This is a genomic window from Rhodococcus oxybenzonivorans (assembly GCF_003130705.1).
In the GTDB taxonomy this organism is placed as follows: domain Bacteria; phylum Actinomycetota; class Actinomycetes; order Mycobacteriales; family Mycobacteriaceae; genus Rhodococcus_F; species Rhodococcus_F oxybenzonivorans.
Window position 1 is genome coordinate 1445750 of record NZ_CP021354.1, and the last position, 17654, is coordinate 1463403.

18 protein-coding genes, 1 tRNA gene and 1 pseudogene are annotated in these 17654 nt (G+C 65.4%); 13 read left to right on the forward strand and 7 right to left on the reverse strand.

What is annotated here, in order from left to right; translation table 11 throughout:
* Nucleotides 1-115: 115 nt before the first annotated feature.
* From CBI38_RS06930 to CBI38_RS06940, 3 genes are all read left to right on the forward strand, one after another.
* Nucleotides 116-802, forward strand: a complete 687-nt coding sequence (locus CBI38_RS06930) for a response regulator transcription factor (RefSeq protein ID WP_109327526.1) — start codon at nucleotides 116-118, stop codon at nucleotides 800-802.
* The gene (locus tag CBI38_RS06935) at nucleotides 799-1827 is read left to right on the forward strand and encodes a HAMP domain-containing sensor histidine kinase (RefSeq protein ID WP_162603188.1); all 1029 of its coding nucleotides are present in this window, start codon (nucleotides 799-801) and stop codon (nucleotides 1825-1827) included. Before CBI38_RS06930 ends, CBI38_RS06935 begins: the two co-directional genes overlap by 4 nt.
* 80 nt (nucleotides 1828-1907) lie before the next feature.
* Nucleotides 1908-3395, forward strand: a complete 1488-nt coding sequence (locus tag CBI38_RS06940; RefSeq protein ID WP_109327528.1) for a DUF4153 domain-containing protein — start codon at nucleotides 1908-1910, stop codon at nucleotides 3393-3395.
* Nucleotides 3396-3399: 4 nt separating this feature from the next.
* On the opposite strand, the gene CBI38_RS06945 is transcribed toward CBI38_RS06940, so the two are convergent.
* From CBI38_RS06945 to CBI38_RS40075, 3 genes and pseudogenes are all read right to left on the reverse strand, one after another.
* Nucleotides 3400-4902, reverse strand: a complete 1503-nt coding sequence (locus tag CBI38_RS06945; RefSeq protein WP_162603189.1) for an HNH endonuclease signature motif containing protein — start codon at nucleotides 4900-4902, stop codon at nucleotides 3400-3402.
* Nucleotides 4903-4959: 57 nt separating this feature from the next.
* Nucleotides 4960-5220 (reverse strand): hypothetical protein, encoded by a 261-nt coding sequence (locus CBI38_RS38845; protein WP_230990100.1) that lies wholly within the window; start codon nucleotides 5218-5220, stop codon nucleotides 4960-4962.
* Between the two features lie 138 nt (nucleotides 5221-5358).
* Nucleotides 5359-5490: pseudogene (locus tag CBI38_RS40075) on the reverse strand (TetR/AcrR family transcriptional regulator); the annotation flags it as partial.
* Nucleotides 5491-5657: 167 nt separating this feature from the next.
* Between CBI38_RS40075 and CBI38_RS06955 the strand changes: the two are divergent.
* Both CBI38_RS06955 and CBI38_RS06960 read left to right on the forward strand, forming a co-directional pair.
* Entirely contained in the window at nucleotides 5658-6242 is a 585-nt protein-coding gene (locus CBI38_RS06955) for a hypothetical protein (RefSeq protein ID WP_109327534.1), read from the forward strand.
* A gap of 103 nt (nucleotides 6243-6345) precedes the next feature.
* The gene (locus tag CBI38_RS06960) at nucleotides 6346-6687 is read left to right on the forward strand and encodes a hypothetical protein (RefSeq protein WP_109327535.1); all 342 of its coding nucleotides are present in this window, start codon (nucleotides 6346-6348) and stop codon (nucleotides 6685-6687) included.
* Nucleotides 6688-6690: 3 nt separating this feature from the next.
* Here CBI38_RS06960 and CBI38_RS06965 read toward each other — a convergent pair.
* Both CBI38_RS06965 and CBI38_RS06970 read right to left on the reverse strand, forming a co-directional pair.
* Nucleotides 6691-6763, reverse strand: a tRNA-Arg gene (locus CBI38_RS06965).
* A 111-nt stretch (nucleotides 6764-6874) separates the two neighbouring features.
* Entirely contained in the window at nucleotides 6875-7132 is a 258-nt protein-coding gene (locus CBI38_RS06970; RefSeq protein ID WP_109327537.1) for a hypothetical protein, read from the reverse strand.
* A gap of 204 nt (nucleotides 7133-7336) precedes the next feature.
* Between CBI38_RS06970 and cycA the strand changes: the two genes are divergently transcribed.
* Entirely contained in the window at nucleotides 7337-8815 is a 1479-nt protein-coding gene (gene cycA, locus CBI38_RS06975; protein WP_162603190.1) for a D-serine/D-alanine/glycine transporter, read from the forward strand.
* Between the two features lie 113 nt (nucleotides 8816-8928).
* Nucleotides 8929-9723, forward strand: a complete 795-nt coding sequence (locus CBI38_RS06980) for a M23 family metallopeptidase (RefSeq protein ID WP_109327539.1) — start codon at nucleotides 8929-8931, stop codon at nucleotides 9721-9723.
* 3 nt (nucleotides 9724-9726) lie between these two features.
* Here CBI38_RS06980 and CBI38_RS06985 read toward each other — a convergent pair whose 3' ends face one another.
* Nucleotides 9727-9987 carry a hypothetical protein gene (locus CBI38_RS06985; RefSeq protein WP_109327541.1) on the reverse strand — a complete coding sequence of 87 codons (261 nt, stop codon included), beginning with the start codon at nucleotides 9985-9987 and terminating at the stop codon, nucleotides 9727-9729.
* 112 nt (nucleotides 9988-10099) lie between these two features.
* Between CBI38_RS06985 and CBI38_RS06990 the strand changes: the two genes are divergently transcribed.
* The 6 genes from CBI38_RS06990 to CBI38_RS07015 all read left to right on the forward strand — a co-directional run bounded on the left by CBI38_RS06990 (nucleotide 10100) and on the right by CBI38_RS07015 (nucleotide 15990).
* On the forward strand, nucleotides 10100-11608 hold the full coding sequence (locus CBI38_RS06990; RefSeq protein WP_109327543.1) for a glutamate-cysteine ligase family protein: 1509 nt from the start codon (nucleotides 10100-10102) through the stop codon (nucleotides 11606-11608).
* An 84-nt stretch (nucleotides 11609-11692) separates the two neighbouring features.
* A complete protein-coding gene (locus tag CBI38_RS06995) occupies nucleotides 11693-12148 on the forward strand; it encodes an SRPBCC family protein (protein ID WP_109327545.1) in 456 nt (151 codons plus the stop codon).
* 274 nt (nucleotides 12149-12422) lie between these two features.
* On the forward strand, nucleotides 12423-13307 hold the full coding sequence (locus CBI38_RS07000) for a universal stress protein (RefSeq protein ID WP_109327547.1): 885 nt from the start codon (nucleotides 12423-12425) through the stop codon (nucleotides 13305-13307).
* Between the two features lie 58 nt (nucleotides 13308-13365).
* The gene (locus tag CBI38_RS07005; RefSeq protein ID WP_109327549.1) at nucleotides 13366-14406 is read left to right on the forward strand and encodes an LLM class F420-dependent oxidoreductase; all 1041 of its coding nucleotides are present in this window, start codon (nucleotides 13366-13368) and stop codon (nucleotides 14404-14406) included.
* 55 nt (nucleotides 14407-14461) lie between these two features.
* Nucleotides 14462-15349: a universal stress protein gene (locus CBI38_RS07010; RefSeq protein ID WP_109334909.1), complete on the forward strand. Its 888-nt coding sequence runs from the start codon at nucleotides 14462-14464 to the stop codon at nucleotides 15347-15349.
* A 5-nt stretch (nucleotides 15350-15354) separates the two neighbouring features.
* Nucleotides 15355-15990 (forward strand): response regulator, encoded by a 636-nt coding sequence (locus tag CBI38_RS07015; protein ID WP_109327551.1) that lies wholly within the window; start codon nucleotides 15355-15357, stop codon nucleotides 15988-15990.
* On the opposite strand, the gene CBI38_RS07020 is transcribed toward CBI38_RS07015, so the two are convergent.
* Nucleotides 15987-17600, reverse strand: coding sequence for a sensor histidine kinase (locus CBI38_RS07020; RefSeq protein WP_230990101.1), 1614 nt, complete (start codon nucleotides 17598-17600; stop codon nucleotides 15987-15989). The two genes, CBI38_RS07015 and CBI38_RS07020, sit on opposite strands and share 4 nt — an antisense overlap.
* Between the last annotated feature and the right edge of the window lie 54 nt (nucleotides 17601-17654).

The following is a 17654-nucleotide window of genomic DNA, read 5'->3' on the forward strand; positions in this document are numbered from 1 at the left end:
ACGCCGCGACAGCGACCCCAGGGTGACGATCCACCACCCCGTGCGCGGGCAAACCTGCACAGAATCTTCACAGGCTCTGACGGGGATCCGCACGCGCGGGCAATACAGTCGGGGCATGAGCCAGCGAAGAGTGCTCGTCGTCGACGACGAGGCGACGATCTGCGAGTCGGTCGCCGCCAGGTTGCGGGCCGAGGGCTTCGATGTCGTCACGGCGTCCGACGGTCCGGGTGCCGTTGCGGAATGCGAGGCCTCCGAACCAGACCTGCTCGTCCTGGATGTGATGCTGCCCGGATTCGACGGGCTCGAGGTCTGCAGGAGGGTGCAGGCCGCACGGCCGGTACCGGTGTTGATGCTCACCGCCCGAGCGGACGAAACAGACATGCTCATCGGGCTCGGGGTGGGTGCGGACGACTACCTGAGCAAGCCATTCAGCATGCGGGTGCTCGTGGCCAGGGTGCACGCGCTCGTGCGCCGCGCCGAACGGGCAACCGAGGCCGCCTCCAGCGGACAGGCGGGGATGTCGGTGGGTGATCTCGAGGTGGATCTCGTCGAGCGACGGGTCCGGCGCGGTGACGATGAAATACACCTCACGAGAACGGAGTTCGACCTTCTCGCGCATTTCGCATCTCGCCCACGGGCAGCCATCTCCCGGGAGTCGCTGCTCGCGGAGGTCTGGGGATGGGGTGACGTGGCCGGCAGCAGGACCGTCGACAGCCACGTCAAGGCCCTGCGCCGCAAACTCGGCGGCGACCTCATCCGCACGGTCCATGGCGTCGGCTACGCGCTGGACGTGCAGAAGTGAGCGCCGGTGACCGGGTCGGTGGCGGACGGATCGTCGACAGGTTGCCCCGACCGCTCGATCCCTTCAGGTCGTTCAAGGTCAAGACCGGGTTACTCGTGGTCGCGGCACTGTTCCTCGCCTCCCTCATGTTCTGGGTGACGGCGCGCTGGCCCTTCCGATACGCGCTCGCCCTGGCGATGCTGGTGTCGTTAGCAGTGACCCAGATCCTCGCGCACGGGATGACCTCGCCCCTGCGAGAGATGACGGCTGCGGCCCGCGCGATGGCGACGGGCGACTACTCCCGCCGGGTGCGGTCGACGTCGAGAGACGAAATCGGTGAACTGGCCCGCGCATTCAACTCCATGGCCGAGGATCTCGAGGCAGCCGACCGCTATCGCCGCGAACTGATCGGCAACGTCTCGCACGAGCTCCGCACACCGATTTCCGCACTGTCGGCACTGCTCGAGAACGTGGTCGACGGTGTAGAAGAACCCGATCCGGCCCGGATGCAGGTGGCACTCGATCAGACCGAGCGGCTGGGCCGGTTGGTCGCCGAACTTCTCGACCTGTCGCGCCTGGAAGAGGGTGCGGTGCAACTCGACCGCGAGCGGTTCCCGGTCCGGGACTTCCTCGAGGATGTGGTTCGTCAGGCGGTGGGACCGGCAGGACCACGGCGGGTACAAGTGAACGTGCAGCCGTCCGGCCTCTGCGTCGATGCCGACGTCGCGCGACTCCACCAGGCGGTGACGAACCTCGTCGACAACGCTCTTCGGCACGGCTCCGCCCGCACCCAGGTCGTAGTGCGCGGCCGCCCCGCTCCGGAAAAGGGTGGTGTGATCATCGAGGTGGAGGACGACGGCCCCGGCATCAGCCCCGGCGAGCGCTCGCGGGTATTCGAGCGTTTCACACGCGGGGGTTCGACGGATGGGGGAACCGGGCTCGGACTCGCGATCGCACGCTGGGCGGTCGAATTGCACGACGGCAGCATCGAGGTCGTCGACACGGTGCGCGGCTGCTGCATCCGGGTGACCCTGCCCGCCGGTTGACACGAACACACCAGACACGGGACCCACCGGTCCCGCGATGACGCCTGCCCGAATCCGGGTGATGCAACCAGGGAGGACACATGACAATCGCACCTGCCCAACCAGTTCGGACACGGCGGACACGATCGTGGCCGGGGGGAGTGTGGCGGCGCGACCGCACGTCGATCGCTCCCCGCGCGATCGTCCTCGCCGCCGTCGGAGCCGGCGTGGTCGCTGCTCTCACTCTCCACATCACGGTGGTCGGGATGGGTTACCTGCTGACTGGTACCGCGATCGCACTGGCGGTCTTCGCGACGCGCACGGTGAGACCCACAGCTGCGCAGGCAGTTGCAGTAGTCACTGCACTCGCCCTGCTCGCTGTGCTCAGTGTTCGGGGCGCCGGCTGGCTGGCCACCGTGTGTGTAGCCCTCAGCTGGGTGGTCGGGTCCTTCGCCGTGGTCGGAGGCAGAACCTGGACGGGTCTGGCCGCCGGTTCGTTCGCGCTGTGGTTCACCCCACTGCGGGTGATCCGCTGGACACGACGCGGAGCCTCCCGCTGGAGTTCCGCCGAAAGAGTCTCGCTGCTTCGTGTTTTCGGCGTGGCCGCCGTCAGCGCGGTCCTCCTGCTGGTCTTCGGATCGCTGTTCGCCAGTGCCGATGCGAAGTTCGCCGAGCTCCTCGAACAGGCGACACCCTCGGTGGAGGTGTCCAATTCGGTCGGCAGGCTGGTGCTCGGCATGCTCGTGTGCGGTGGGACGCTGGGTGCTGCCTATCTGCTGAGACGCACCCCTCGGGTGGACGCACTCGCCCCCGGTCCTGGTCGACCCGTTGCCCGCTGGGAGTGGGCCTTTCCGCTCGCGCTGCTGAACTTGCTGTTCCTCGGTTTCGTCGCCGTGCAGCTGAGAGTGCTGTTCGGTGGGGACCGGCACGTGTTGACGACGGACGATCTCACGTACGCCGAGTACGCCCGGCAGGGCTTCTGGCAGTTGCTGGCCGTGACGGGGCTGACGCTGCTGGTGATCGCTGTTGCTCTCCGCAAGGCGGCGCGGAGGGAGGCGATCGACCGCACGCTGGTGCGAGTGCTGCTCGGCCTGCTCTGTGTTCTGACGCTCGTCATCGTCGCATCGGCGGTCGCCCGGATGTCGCTGTACGAGAGTCACTACGGGTACACGCAGCTGCGCCTGCTCGTTCTGGTGACCGAAGTATGGCTGGGATTGGTGTTCGTACTGTTGCTCATTGCGGGGCTGCGGTTGTCGGGGCGGTGGCTGCCGTGTGCAGTTCTGGGCTCGGCAGTGTGTGGGGTGCTCCTCCTCGCTGTGGTCGATCCGGACGCCTATATCGCGCAGAAGAACGTGGAACGCTTCGAGGAGACCGGACGCATCGATGTGAGCTACCTGAGGTCGTTGTCGGTCGATGCGGTTCCCGCTCTGGATCGACTGCCGGAGCCGGAACGCTCGTGTGCCCTGTATCGGCTCCAACACGAGGTTGATGAAGGAGCCGAGTGGTACGAGTACAACGCGGCGCGGAACAGGGCCCGCGATCTGTTGGCCGCTCACCCTGTCGGGCGCTGTGATCGGGTCGCGTCGTAGATCGCTAGAACGGCGGATCGTCGCGTGCCGGATCTGACACCGGAATCTGGGTGATGCCGGGGACAATTGGTGCGGATCGTCGTGTTCGGTGAAGTTCTATGAGGTAGTCGAGGTCATGCTCGGCGTGGGAGCGTCGGGTCATCAACGCCAGCGTCCGGTCGTGCCGCGATGTGTGAGCGGTACGGGCGAGATGGACTGCGGCACCTTCGGGTTCGGTGTACATGGTTTCGCCGTGTGGTGTCGTCCATTCGAGATGTCCGGCGCTGCTCTGTTTCACGGTCCACAATCCTCGAGTTTTGAGGCGGTGGTGTCGTCGGCAAAGGCAGGCGAGATTCGAGTCGACGGTGAGATCACCATTTTTGGGATCGTCGTGGTCGAACGGAGTCGTATGGTCGAGGTCGCAGTGTCGGGCGGGCACCTGGCAGTTCGGGAAGCGGCACTGTCCGTCGCGGGTACGGATGCGGCGGGACTGCGCGGTGCCGGGTGTGTAGGTGGTGGCGCAGGTGTCGTTACGGATCAGATCCTTCGGTACGCCAGGGTGTTTCACGATGGCACTGATGCCGAGGATGTGGCTGCCGTCGCCGGATACGTCGTTCTCGGTGAGGGCGTGGACGCGTTGGAAGACTCCGTCTGCGGCGAGAAGGCGGGCGGTGTCGGCGTCGATGGGACCGTACCCGTCGAGGTGGGCCGGGGTTTCGTCCAACCCGAGCAGTGTTTCGGCGTTGATTACCACCTGGATCAGCGGTGCCCGACGGGTAGGAGCGGGCCTGGTGCGGGTGTGGCAGCCGACGTCCAGGCAGCGGCAGAGGAGTCTGCCGCTGCCGTCTGCGAGTGCGGTCAGGGCGTCGGCACGGCGTTGGGCGAGGGTTCGGGGGTCGCCGGTGCAGACGTCGTGAATGGCCATCTCCCGTAGCCGCATCCCAATGGCGTGGGCGTCGGCCGCGGGGAGATGTCCGTCGACGAAGGACATGCCGTTCTCGGCGGGCCGCACCCGGACATCGCGGTCGGCGGCGGCAAGCTTCGCCCGGCGACGGAGACTGCCGGGATCGTGCTTGGCGATCAGCCGGCGGCAGCGGACTCGGAGCGTGGTGGGTGGCACGTTACCGCCCTCCAGCACTGCGGATTCGAGAATGTCGAGGGCGGCATCGCTCACTCCGGTCAGCATGGCGGAGATGACGCGGGCCTGGGCGAGGTCGATCCGGCCGGTCGCGAAAGCCTCGCGCGTTCGGTGGAGACGGTGTCGTAATTCCAGTCCCAACTCGATCGACGCGGTGACCGTTCCTTCATTCATCCCCAGTGCAGCGGACAGTTCGACTGCGGCGTGCATGCCGGAATGCGCGGGATTGATCCCACGTCGCTCGTCTTCGTTCGAGCACAGGTAGTAGTAGTCGGTGATGGCGTAAACCTGTGCGTACTGCGCCTGCGCGAGTTCGGCCTTCTGCCCTCGTAAGGCGTCGAGCGCCACGATGCCTGGTGGCGTCGCATCTAACTCGTTCTGTATCAACATCACTCACCCCCCGGTTGAATGTACGTCGATACTACCTCCACCCTCCGACAGGTCCTGTCAGCTTGGGGCGAAGGACGCCAGCACTGTCTTGGTGATGTAGGACGCGGCGTCGCCCGGATCGAGCCGTCCGGCATCGACTTCGGTTGCGGCGCAGTGCACGACACTGTGGAGAACGGCGGCCAACCACGACGTGGGCAGGTCGGTTCGGAACACGCCTTCGCTCCGCCCGCGCTCGAGGAAGTTCCCGACGGGAACCAGCATCCCGTCGTGGGCGGCACGTATCTGGGCGGCGGGCAGGCTGCGTTCGGCGGCGGCCACCAGTGCACCGGCATCGGCAGTGAGTGACCAGGAACCGGCGACGAGCCGGTGTATGGCCTCCCGTGGATCACCGGAGAGGTCGATGACAGCAAGGGCGTGTTCGGCGGCGGTGAGTGCGCGCGTGACGACTGCGTCGACGAGCTCCGCGCGAGTCGGGAAGTGTCCGTAGAGCGTGACCCGCCCGACTCCGGCGGCTTTCGCGATGTCGCCGATGCTGGCGTCCGGGTCGGAGCTCAGGCATGCGTGAGCTGCGTCGAGGATCGCTTCGATGTTGCGTTCCGCGTCCGCGCGGCGTCGGCCGGACTTCCTGGGTACCTCGCTGGTGCTCGTGGCTCCTCTTCCTCTTGTCGAACAGTTGTGTACAGGTTACGCTGCCAGTAAGTTGAACACGCATGTTCGACTTGAGGACCCGGTCGCTGACACGAGGGGAAGTCGATATGAGCACCACAGTCACACGGCACGCTCACCACCCGGCCCATTCGGTCCTGCAACGCTGGCCGACCCTGGCTGCCGTCGTATTCGCGATGTTCGTCATGTTCGATGGTGGCACCGATCTCGAGCCAGTCCTCGCCGCCGCCGCTCTCGTGTATCTCGGTGCCGCACTGCTGGGGCGCAGAAGCTCCGCGTGGCCGCTGTTCTTCGGGACGGTCGTAGTGATCACCGCGGGAAAACTGGCGGAGCGCGCCACGGACGTCGGCGTCGACGTCACATGGGTGCTGTTGGGGTTCGGCGTCATCGGAATCGGCTACGCGGTGGGCCGAGCGGTCGTGGGGCACACGTTTCGGGTGCAGCCTGCGGTCCTGGCGATGGCCGCCTACGGTGCAGTGGCGGCCACGGCCGTCGTGGTCGCGCCCACGGTGGGGGCCGTCGTCGTCGGCTCCGGTTTGCTCGCTCATGCGGCGTGGGACCTTCACCACTACCGAGCGAATACGGTGGTCGACCGCTCCCTCGCGGAGTTCTGCGGTGTCCTCGACGCGGTGCTCGGGTTGGCGGTCATCGGCATCGCATGCGCGGCACTCTGAGATGTGAGTAACTGTGCGTCACAACTAGTTTCACTCACCGCTCGTTGGGGGTCGGATTTCGCGCTTCGGTCCCCGGTGACGGCCGTCGCACTACACTCAGCGGATGAGAAATGCGATCGACGTTGCCCACGACTTGTCGCAGATCGCCGAGCCCTTCCTCGACGCCGGTGCCCGAAGTCGGGTCGATGAATTCCTGGACATGGGTGAAGGACGCATCGCTGTCGAGATCATCCTGCGTGCTGCAGTTGCCGGAATGTTCACCATTCCCCGCCCGCTGCTGCACGAAGTGACGTCCTGCATTCTGGTCGGCACCAGCTCCGAGCAGGGCGGGGAGGACCTCCGCTCGCTGGTCGACGCCGCACTGCGGCACAACCGAGGAGTCGCGACAGATCGAGTCACAACCGAGACGGCATCACGCGTCCATTGCGAGCTGAGACTGGGCTGACAGTGCCCTCGGCAGGATTCGAACCTGCGACCTACCCTTTAGGAGAGGGTTGCTCTATCCCCTGAGCTACGAGGGCGCGTGTACACCCGTGGCGTACGCCGTGGTGAGTGTAGCGGGAATTGTGGTGAGCTCGCGATCCGGAGTGCAGAGTCGGCAACAGATGTCCTGGTGAAGCCATGCCTGGCAGTCAGGAGACGGCGTGCCGAGCGCAGGAGGTGGCGTTCCGGTAGTCGAGGCCGCAGACCCGCATGACCTGACCGAGCGTGAGGTACCCGTCCATGGTCGTGGCCTTCGCGAACTTGCCGTCCGCGCGCACGGCGACGGTCACGGTGGAGCGGTCGCAGTCGATGCGGGCGAGTTCGTACTCGTCCACACCGTTGCTCGCACGGGCGGCGGTCCGCACGGCGCCCTGTGCGTACGCGATCTCGATGAGGTCGTCGATCATGAACTCAGCTCCTGCCTCGGTAAGATTTAGGAAGGTTAGCCTTAGCTGGGTGTGGCCTGTCAACCCCTGCGTCGGAAGACACTGCCCTCGAACGCGGGCCTCGGGGAAATCGCGCGTAACGTGACCCACGCTTTTGTGGGGTGCGCTTCTCGGGCGCCAGACCCCGAGGGCGCGGCACGTACGACGAAAGGGTTGCGGGTTTCCATGGCTGACCGAACTTCCTCGACGGGCGCGATCGGATCGGAATCGGGCGAAACTCCGTCCACCGGATCAGCGGAAGCACCGCATCTGTCGCGGCAGCTGGCCAACCGTCATATCCAGCTGATTGCGATCGGTGGAGCCATCGGCACGGGCCTCTTCATGGGCTCCGGCAAGACGATCTCGCTGGCAGGGCCGTCGGTGATCTTCGTGTACATGATCGTCGGCTTCATGCTGTTCTTCGTCATGCGGGCGATGGGTGAACTTCTGCTCTCGAATCTGCAGTACAAGTCCTTCTCCGACTTCGCGGCAGACCTTCTCGGCCCGTGGGCCGGATTCTTCACCGGCTGGACGTACTGGTTCTGCTGGATCGTCACCGGAATCGCCGACATCATCGCTATCTCGGGCTACGTGCAGTACTGGTGGCCGGACCTGCAATTGTGGATTCCAGCGGTCGTCGCCATTGCAGCGTTGCTTCTGCTGAACCTCCCCACCGTGCGGGCGTTCGGCGAGACCGAGTTCTGGTTCGCTCTGGTCAAGATCATCGCGATCGTCAGTCTGATTGTGGTGGGTCTCGTCATGGTGTTCGCCCACTTCACGGCTCCGAACGGTGCTCAGGCCGGCTTCGACAATCTGTGGAACGACGGTGGCATGTTCCCCACTGGCGCAATGGGTTTCGTCGCCGGATTCCAGATCGCAGTGTTCGCGTTCGTGGGCATAGAACTGGTCGGCACCACCGCGGCCGAAGCGAAAGATCCGGAGAAGAACCTTCCGAAGGCGATCAACTCCATCCCCATCCGAATTCTGCTGTTCTACGTGGTGTCGCTGACAGTGATCATCTCGGTCACGCCGTGGCGTGGGGTGGTTCCCGGTGAGAGTCCCTTCACGGCGATGTTCTCGCTCGCCGGTCTCGCGATCGCGGCGGGAGTGATTCAGTTCGTGGTGTTGACCTCTGCCGCGTCGTCGGCCAATTCGGGTATCTACTCGACGTCACGGATGGTTTACGGTCTCGCCCGCGAGGGTGACGCACCCGCCCGATTGGGCACGCTCAGCTCGCGCCGGGTGCCGGCCAACGCCTTGATGTTCTCGTGCACGTTCCTGCTGTCGGCCATCGCGCTTCTCTTCTCCGGCGATTCCGTGATCGAAGCCTTCACGACGGTGACGACGATCTCGTCCGTGCTCTTCATGTTCGTGTGGACGATGATTCTGGCCAGTTACCTGGTCTACCGGAAACGTCGGCCGGAATTGCACGAGGCGTCGGCCTTCAAGATGCCCGGCGGTGTGGTGATGTGCTGGGTGGTGCTGGCCTTCTTTGTGTTCCTGCTCTGGGCTCTGACGCAGGAAGAGGACACGCTCGAGGCGCTGCTCGTCACGCCCATCTGGTTCGTCGTGCTGGGTATCGCCTGGGCGGTGGTGCGGACGCGCGCCCCACACAAGGCACGCTATGCCGAATTCCGCGCCGAACTCGGGCGGCGCAAAGCATAAAGATTCGGTCACGGTGGCGCTGACCTATATCGTTTTGTTACATTCGTCGCCAGACAGAGGAGCCCACCCCACACGGGGCGTGCTGCAATCCGACGACTGACGAGGTATCAACTGTGGGTTCCCACCACCGCTCGAACGGCAATTCGCTCCGATTCGAGATCGATCCGGACGCGGCGCGCGGGCGCCATCGCACTGCGCAGACCGGAGCGGGAGTGGGCATGAAGGCAGCCACGGTTGCGGCGGCCACCGGCGCCCTCGTCGTCGGTGCAGCCCAGCTCGGAGCGGGCAGCGCGGCCGCTGCCCCGGCCGACTCGCACGCTGTCGAGCCGGCAGCCCCGCACACCGCTCCCGGCCTTCCCTTCGAGATTCCGGCGGGCGTCCTCCCTGCCGGCTTCGAATTGCCCACAGATTTGGGGGCCGCCGTCCAGAACTTCGGCGGACCCGACCTGGGGGCACAGGCACAGCAGTGGCTGAGCTCGGTCAACCCCGTCAAGCCGCACGCGGTACAGCCGGTCTCGGGCACCCTGACCTCCAACTTCGGCTCGCGCTGGGGGGCGCACCACGGCGGCATCGACATCGCCGCTCCCATCGGTACGCCCGTCCTTGCGGCCGCCGATGGTCAGGTCATCGACGCCGGCGCTGCGTCCGGTTTCGGCCTGTGGGTGCGGTTGCTTCATGACGACGGCACCGTGACGGTGTACGGGCACGTCAACGACTACACCGTCGCCGTCGGGCAGCGTGTCTCCGCCGGACAGCAGATCGCTCACGTGGGCAACCGTGGTCAGTCCACCGGCCCGCACCTGCATTTCGAGGTCCATGACGCCGCCGGAAACAAGGTCGATCCCGCCCACTGGTTGAAGAAAAACGGCGTGGCTGTCACGTGGGGCGACGCCGGCGCCAACGCCTGAGTCTCATTCCGGCTCGAGATCCGGGTCGTTACGGAAGACGAGGGGCCCACCGTCGAGGGCTATCGCCCATCGGCGCGACACGGCCCAGTTGCGGCCGTAGGACTCGTCGGTGATGTCCTGGACGCCGCCGAACTCGTCGACGATGACGCCCGTCTCGAGTGGCCACTCCTTCTCGGGAAGCTCGGGATCGACCGAATGGCGGGTCTTCACCCGCGTTCCCACGCTGAACTCTGGTTTATTCCTCGAGTCGGTGTGAGGTGTCATCTTGGATCCTTCCGCTCACCAGCGTCTGGTTCGAGGTTATCCCGCCACCCCGGTCTCGTGCCGACCGAACGGATATGCTCGCGGAACCGAAGTCGCAGAGCAGAGGAGTGGCATGGGCCGCGAGGTCACCTCTCGGACATTCAGCCGAGCAGATCGACGTTTGTTCCGCCAGAAGGTACTGATGTGCGCCGACGCGCTCGAACGCATGCTGAAGGAAGGCGCTTTCCGGGACGACATCGACCCCCCACGACCGATGCTGGGCATGGAGATCGAGTTCAATCTCGTGCACGCAGACATGATGCCGGCCATGTCCAACAATGCCGTGCTCGAGTCGATCGGCGACGACGCGGTGTTCCAGACCGAGCTGGGTCAGTTCAACGTGGAGATGAACGTCAAACCGGGGCCGCTTGTCGGTGACGGGACGTTCGACCTCGAGCGCACGCTGCGGGCATCACTGTCCGTCGTCGATGCCCGGATCCACCGCCACGACGCACAACTGGTCATGATCGGGATGCTGCCGACCCTCGAGCTCGAGCACCTGGATCGCGAGTGGATCTCGGCCAACCCTCGGTACGAACTGCTCAACGAGCAGATCTTCGCGGCACGCGGGGAGGACATCGAACTCGACCTCGAGGGCGTCGCTCTCGAAGGCCGTCCGCAGGAGCAACTACGTGCCGACAGCAATTCCGTGGTCCCCGAGGCAGCATGCACGTCACTGCAACTGCATCTGCGAGTGGCACCCGAAGAGTTCGCTGCACACTGGAATGCTGCGCAGTGCCTCGCGGGTGCACAGGTCGCGCTGGCAGCCAACTCGCCGTTTCTCGCGGGGAAGGCGCTGTGGCACGAATCGCGCATACCGATCTTCGAGCAGGCCACCGATACCCGACCCCTCGAGCTCGAGAATCAGGGCGTCCGGCCACGGGTGTGGTTCGGGGAACGGTGGATCTCGTCGGTCTTCGACCTGTTCGAGGAGAACTCCCGGTACTTTCCGGCGCTTCTGCCGGAGGTGACTGATGTCGACCCCGCGGCCGAACTGGACGCCGGCCGCATTCCCGACCTGAGTGAACTGCAAATGCACAACGGCACCATCTATCGCTGGAATCGTCCCGTCTACGACTGTGCCGACGGCAAACCGCACCTGCGGATCGAGAACCGGGTGTTGCCCGCCGGCCCCACCGTGCTCGACATCATGGCCAACGCGGCCTTCTACTACGGCGCATTACGAGGACTGGTCGAAGCCGATCAACCCGTATGGACGCGGATGTCGTTCAACGCGGCGGAGGAAAACCTACGCGCCGGGGCCCAGCACGGCATGGATGCCGAGATGTACTGGCCGGGTGTCGGCACGCTGGGAGCGGACGAGTTGGTTCTGCGGAGGTTATTGCCGATCGCCGACCAGGGACTGACGGCCTTCGGCCTGTCGCAGAAAGCGCGGGACCGCTACCTCAGCGTCATCGAGGGCCGATGCCTCACCCGGCAGACAGGGGCGGCGTGGCAGCGCGCGCAGGTAGTTCGTCACGAGGACGCCGGGATGAACCGGCGGGACGCGCTCGCCGCCATGATGCGTCAGTACGTCGAGAACATGCGTGACGGGAGCCCTGTCCACACGTGGCGAGTGTGAACCCCGGACGCGCGGCTCGGGAGGACGATAAAAACGGACCGGTCTTATTTCATCGGGTCCATTCATCTGCCATCCGTACAAGGAATGATTGCCATGCCGGTTACCGAGCAGTCCGTCGTCATCGCCCGCCCTCCCTCGGAAGTCTGGAATTATCTGACCGTCGCGGAGAACTGGCCCTCGTGGGAAGCGTCGATCGTCGAATGCGAGCAGCTCACCGATGGGGACCCCGGGGTAGGCACCCGGTGGCGCGGAGCAACGCGGATCCTGGGTAAGCGATTCGAGCGGGTCAGCGAGTTCGTCGAATATCAGCCGGCGAAGGCCGGTGTATCCAAGTCGGTGGAGGGCCAGATCGGGTTCACAGCGTCAACGAGACTCGAAGAGGTCGACGGCGGCACCCTGTTCACCTATCGCGTCGACAGCGAAAGTGATCTCGGAGGCATCTTCGGCAAGTTGGCGGACCCCATCGTCAACAAGGCGTACTCCCGCACGGTGCGTGCGAGTCTGGACAACCTCGCCGACCTGCTCATCACCGAAAGCTGAACTCGGAAAAGGTGCACCACCCCGCCGTCGAACAGAGATGTGATGTCGGTGACAGCGGTGTCGATCAACCGTCCGTCGGTGGCGGGTCGCGCAGTCGTGATGTACTCGACCAATGCATTTGTCCAACAACCCCTTTGGAATATACACACGGGACTATCCGCAGAGCGCCCGACCCGCGAAAGGGCTGGAGTCTCTGGTGCGTGGTGATGCCGGCCCGTTGCTGAAAGATGAAGGGCGGCAGACCCGAATTGGCGACCGGGGATAGTGTGGAGGCATGAGCGCACGGGACCGCAACAGCGTCGTCGTCGGGGTCGACGGGTCGGACAGTTCCAAGGCTGCGGTGCGAATGGCGGCTGAACTGGCCACCGAACGCGGACTGAATCTGAAAATCATCCACGCGCTCGATTTCGCCCCGTACGGTTTCGGTGGGCCCTACATGGACTCGGGCGGTGTGTACGAGTGGGTCGAGGCGAGCGGGAAAACGATCCTCGCCGAAGCCCAGGAACAGGCGTACGTGGTCAACCCCATCATCGATGTCTGCACCGAGCTGTCCATCGGCAGCAGCGCTCAGTGGCTCGTCGACCTATCCGAGACCGCGCGGATGGTGGTGGTCGGAGCATCGGGGTCGGGAGCGGCGGCGACGGCCCTGCTCGGCAATACCGCGATCAACGTCACCAGTCACGCGCATTGCCCGGTCGTGGTGGTACGCGGTGACGCGCACTCCGGCGGCCCGGTCGTGGTCGGGGTCGACGGGAGTCGCACCAGCGAACGCGCCATCGCCGTGGGCTTTCACGAGGCCTCGTTGCGGAACGCGGCGCTGGTGGCCGTCCACGTCTGGAGCGACCTCGGCCCGATGACCTTCGACGACCCCCGCAACGCCGCGCTGGTGCCCGCCGGCCTCGAGGAGGACGAGCGGGCAGTGCTCGCCGAGCGACTCGCCGGCTGGCAGGAAAAGTATCCTGACGTGCAGGTTTCCCGAAAGGTCTACGTCGACAACCCGCGTGCCCGTCTGCTGGGATGGTCGAAGAAGGCGCAGCTCGTGGTGGTCGGCAGCCGCGGCCGGGGCGGGTTCACCGGGATGCTGCTCGGCTCGACCAGTAACAGTCTGGTGTGCGGCGCCCATTGTCCCGTCGTCGTCGTGAGGCCTGAACGCCCCTGACGCCATCGGCGGCAGTAGTGTGCTGAGTTAGAGAAGAACGCCAGGATTGGGGAGCGACGTGCGCATCGGTATGGGCTTGAACTACAGCGGCGGATTCGCCGAAACGGTGGAAGAGGTCGCAGACCTGGAGAGGGCGGGCCTCGACATCGCGTTCGTGCCCGAGGCCTACTCGTTCGACGCGGTGAGCCAGCTCGGCTATTTGGCCGCCAAGACGTCCACGCTCGAACTGGCCTCGGGAATTTTCCAGATCTACACCCGTACGCCGAGCCTGACCGCCATGACGGCCGCCGGTCTCGACTTCGTGTCCAACGGACGCTTCGTGATGGGTCTAGGCGCGTCGGGCCCACAGGTGATCGAGGGCTTCCACGGCGTCAAGTACGACGCGCCGCTCGGCCGCACTCGCGAGGTCGTCGAGATCTGTCGTCAGGTGTGGCGTCGTGAGAAGGTTCAGTTCCAGGGCAAGTACTACCAGGTGCCGCTTCCTGCGGATAAGGGCACAGGCCTCGGGAAGCCACTCAAGATCATCAACCACCCTGTGCGTGAGCGCATTCCGATCATCATCGCCTCGCTCGGCCCCAAGAACGTCGAGCTGACGGCCGAGATCGCGGAGGGCTGGGAGCCGATCTTCTACTACCCGGAGAAGGCGGCAAGTGTGTGGGGCGAGCCACTGGCCAAGGGCAAGGCAAAGCGCGACCCCAGCCTCGGTGAGCTGCAGGTTTATGCGTCGCCGGCGCTCGCTATCGGTGAAGACGTGGAGCACATGCTCGACTGGGTTCGCCCGAGTCTCGCGCTGTACATCGGCGGCATGGGTGCCAAGGGCAAGAACTTCTATAACGACCTCGCGGTCCGGTACGGCTACGAGAAAGAAGCCGAGACGATCCAGGATCTCTATCTTGCAGGCAAGAAGGACGAGGCCACCGCGGCGGTGCCCGACGAACTCGTCCGGGCCGTCTCGCTGATCGGACCGGAGAGTTACGTGGCGGAGCGCGTCGCGGCGTTCGCCGAGTCCGGCGTCACCACCCTCACCGTGTCGCCGCTGGCCGCCGACCGAGCCGGCCGCGTCGAGTTGGTCGAGAAGCTGCGCAAGATCTGCGGGTAACCGAACCACCGAATTGCCGTGCCTGGAAGCAGGTGTGAAGGAGGGGAAGGCGATCATGACCGGACATAAGCCGATCATCGTGGGTGTCGACGGATCCGAGTCGGCGTCCGCTGCCGTCGTGTGGGCGGCCAGGACTGCAGCTGCGCTGTCCCTGCCATTGCACATCGTGACGGTGGTGCATATCCCCGCCTTCTACTACACCGAGCCCTATCTGGCCGAGAGCTTCAAGGAAGAGCTGGCCGACACGGCCAAGGCCCGCCTCGGCAGTGCCCGCGTACTGGCCAAGCAGACAGTGGACGGCAGCCTCGACATCACCACCGAGCAGCACGAGGGCAAGGTGAGTCAGACGCTGATCGCCCTGTCTGCCGACGCGCACATGGTGGTTCTCGGCTCGCGCGGGCACGGTGAGTTCACCGGGTTGCTCGTCGGTTCCACCACATCCTCGGTGGCGGCCCACGCGCAGTGCCCGCTGGTGGTGGTGCGTGGCCGCACACTCGACGGGCGGCCGCCCACCGAAGGTCCGATCGTGGTCGGCGTCGACGGTTCGGAAAGTAGCAAGGCGGCAGTGGACGTCGCCTTCGCGCAGGCGTCGGCGACGTCGTCGACGTTGGTCGCGGTCAACGTGTGGAGTGACGTCAGCGTTCAGCCTTCGCTCGGTGCAAGCCCGGACGACCCCTTGTGGGGGGGTATCCAAACCGGGGAAGAGGTAGTACTTTCCGAGCGGCTCGCCGGCTTCCAGGAGCGGTATCCCGACGTCACGGTCGAACGCGTCGTCGCGCGGGATCGTCCGGTGCGTGTCCTCAGTGAATTCGCCGAGAAGGCGCAGCTCGTCGTGGTCGGCAGCCGTGGGCGCGGCGGCTTCACGGGCATGCTGCTCGGTTCCACCAGTAATGCCCTGATGCATACCGCCGACTGTCCGGTGATGATCGTGCGGGAACAGTAGCAAGCATGACCACGCGAGTGTTTCTCGTCGACGACCACGAGATCGTTCGCCGGGGCCTTCTCGACCTCTTCGGCAGCGTGCCGGATCTGGAAGTGGTCGGGGAGGCGGGTTCGGTAGCGGAGGCGTTGGCCCGGTTGCCCGCAAGTGGTGCGGATGTCGCCGTCCTGGACGTCCGGCTGCCGGACGGCAATGGGGTGGAGCTGTGCCGGGACCTTCGAGCCGCCCTGCCTGCGCTCCGCTGCCTCATGCTCACATCGTATTCGGACGACGAGGCGTTGTTCGACGCGATCATGGCGGGTGCGTCCGGTTTCGTCCTCAAGCAGATTCTCGGCACCGACCTGGTATCCGCGGTCCGTACGGTGGGACAGGGGGGTTCGCTACTCGACAGCCGTGCCACGTCGGCGCTGATGCAGCGCATACGGTCCGAGCGGAGGGAGGATCCGCTCGCGCAACTGTCGGAACAGGAACGGGCGGTGTTCGAGCTGATCGGGGAGGGGCTCACCAACCGGGAGATCGCCGAGCGACTGTTCCTCGCCGAGAAGACGATCAAGAACTACGTCTCGCGGCTGTTGGCCAAGCTGGGAATGCAAAGGCGCACTCAGGCAGCGGTATTGGCGACCGAGCTGCGGCGCCGGACCTAGGAGATGGGTACTCGCCATGTGACGAGTGTCCCCGAGGGGCCCGTCTCGACGGTGCAGGTGCCGCCGCACAACTCTGCCCGGTGATCGAGATTGGCCAGGCCGCTACGGTCTCCTGGCGTGATGCCGATCCCGTCGTCCTCTACCGTGATGGTGAGTTCGTCTTCGGCCGCGATGCAGATGTCGATCGTGGTCGCGCGTGCATGCCGTAGTGCATTACTCAGGGCTTCACGCAGGACTGCCTCGGCGTGCTGGTGGATCCGGTTCGGTACGAGTGTGTCGATGGCGCCGGCGAATTGAACGTTGGGAGCGATCGGTGACTGCGCCGTGAGATCACTGACAACGTCGAGGAGACGTCTGCGCAGGCTCGTCGCGGACGCGGCATCGGTGGCCTGAAGATCGAAGATGGTGGTTCGGATTTCGCGCACTGTCCGATCGAGTTGCTCGACTGCGGTGGCCACGATGGAACGCACCGCATCCGGCATATTTTCGTCGGCGTCGGTGCTCTGCAGGCTCATGCCCGTGGCGAAGAGACGCTGAATCACGTTGTCGTGCAGGTCTCGGGCTATCCGGTCGCGATCGGCGAGTACCGACAACAGTCGCTGTTTGCGTTGCTGGTCCGCGAACTCGACTGCCACAGCGGCGAGGTCGGCCACCGACTCGAGGCGAGAAACCTCGTCGGGGTCCCAGGGTATGTTCCCGCGGGCGGTGACCACCAGGACGCCGCCGACCCCAGATGCCGTCGACAACGGAAGAACGGCGGCGCGACCGGCATCCGGCGAGAACGGTGCCAGACCGGCCAATCCCGTCAGCAGAGCGGGAGTCCGGGAATGCTGGACCTCGGCCAGCGGCTCGGCTTGCGCAGCGATCCGATAGGCGTCGGGAAGGGGACGTGCGGCGGTATCCGCTCCCACCACGGCGCCGTCGCCCTGCGTGACGACGATGAATACCTCCTCGCCGCTCGACAATTCGCGTACCTGCCCGGCGAGGGTGCGTAGGGTCTCGTCGAGTGAGCCACCGACCATCAAGCGCGACGTGATGGAGGCGACCGCCGTCAGCCATCGCTCGCGCGTTCGCGACTCCTCGAACAACCGGGCGTTGTCCACGGCCACCCCGGCCGACGTGGCGAGAGCGAGCAGGATCACCTCGTCCTCTTCCGTGAACTCGGGACCGCTGCGTTTCTCGGTGAGGTAAATGCTGCCGAACACGGTCCCGCGCATCATGATGGGCGCGCCGAGGAAGCTACTCATCGGTGGGTGGCCGGGCGGAAGGCCTACAGATGCGGGATGGCGGGAGAGGTTCGGCAGACGGACCGGGCGCGGGTCGTTGATCAGTAGGCCGAGCAGCCCGCGACCTTCCGGGAAATGACCCATCCCGGCGCGCTCGTCCGGGGTGATGCCCCGAAACACGAACTCGGCCAGACCGCCATCGGGGGCACGCACACCCAATGCGCCGTAGCGGGCGTCGAGCAGCGAGGTGGCCGAATCGACGATGCGCTGCAGGGTCGAATCGAGTTCGAGACCTGACCCCACCACGAGCACCGCCTCGAACAGACGCTGCAAACTCTGACGGGTGGGTACGACCTCGCTGAGGCCTCCGCGAGGCAGTCTCATCCTCATCCCGTGCTGGTCGTCCCGTCCCATGTCAGCAGCATAGGTGCGAGAGGG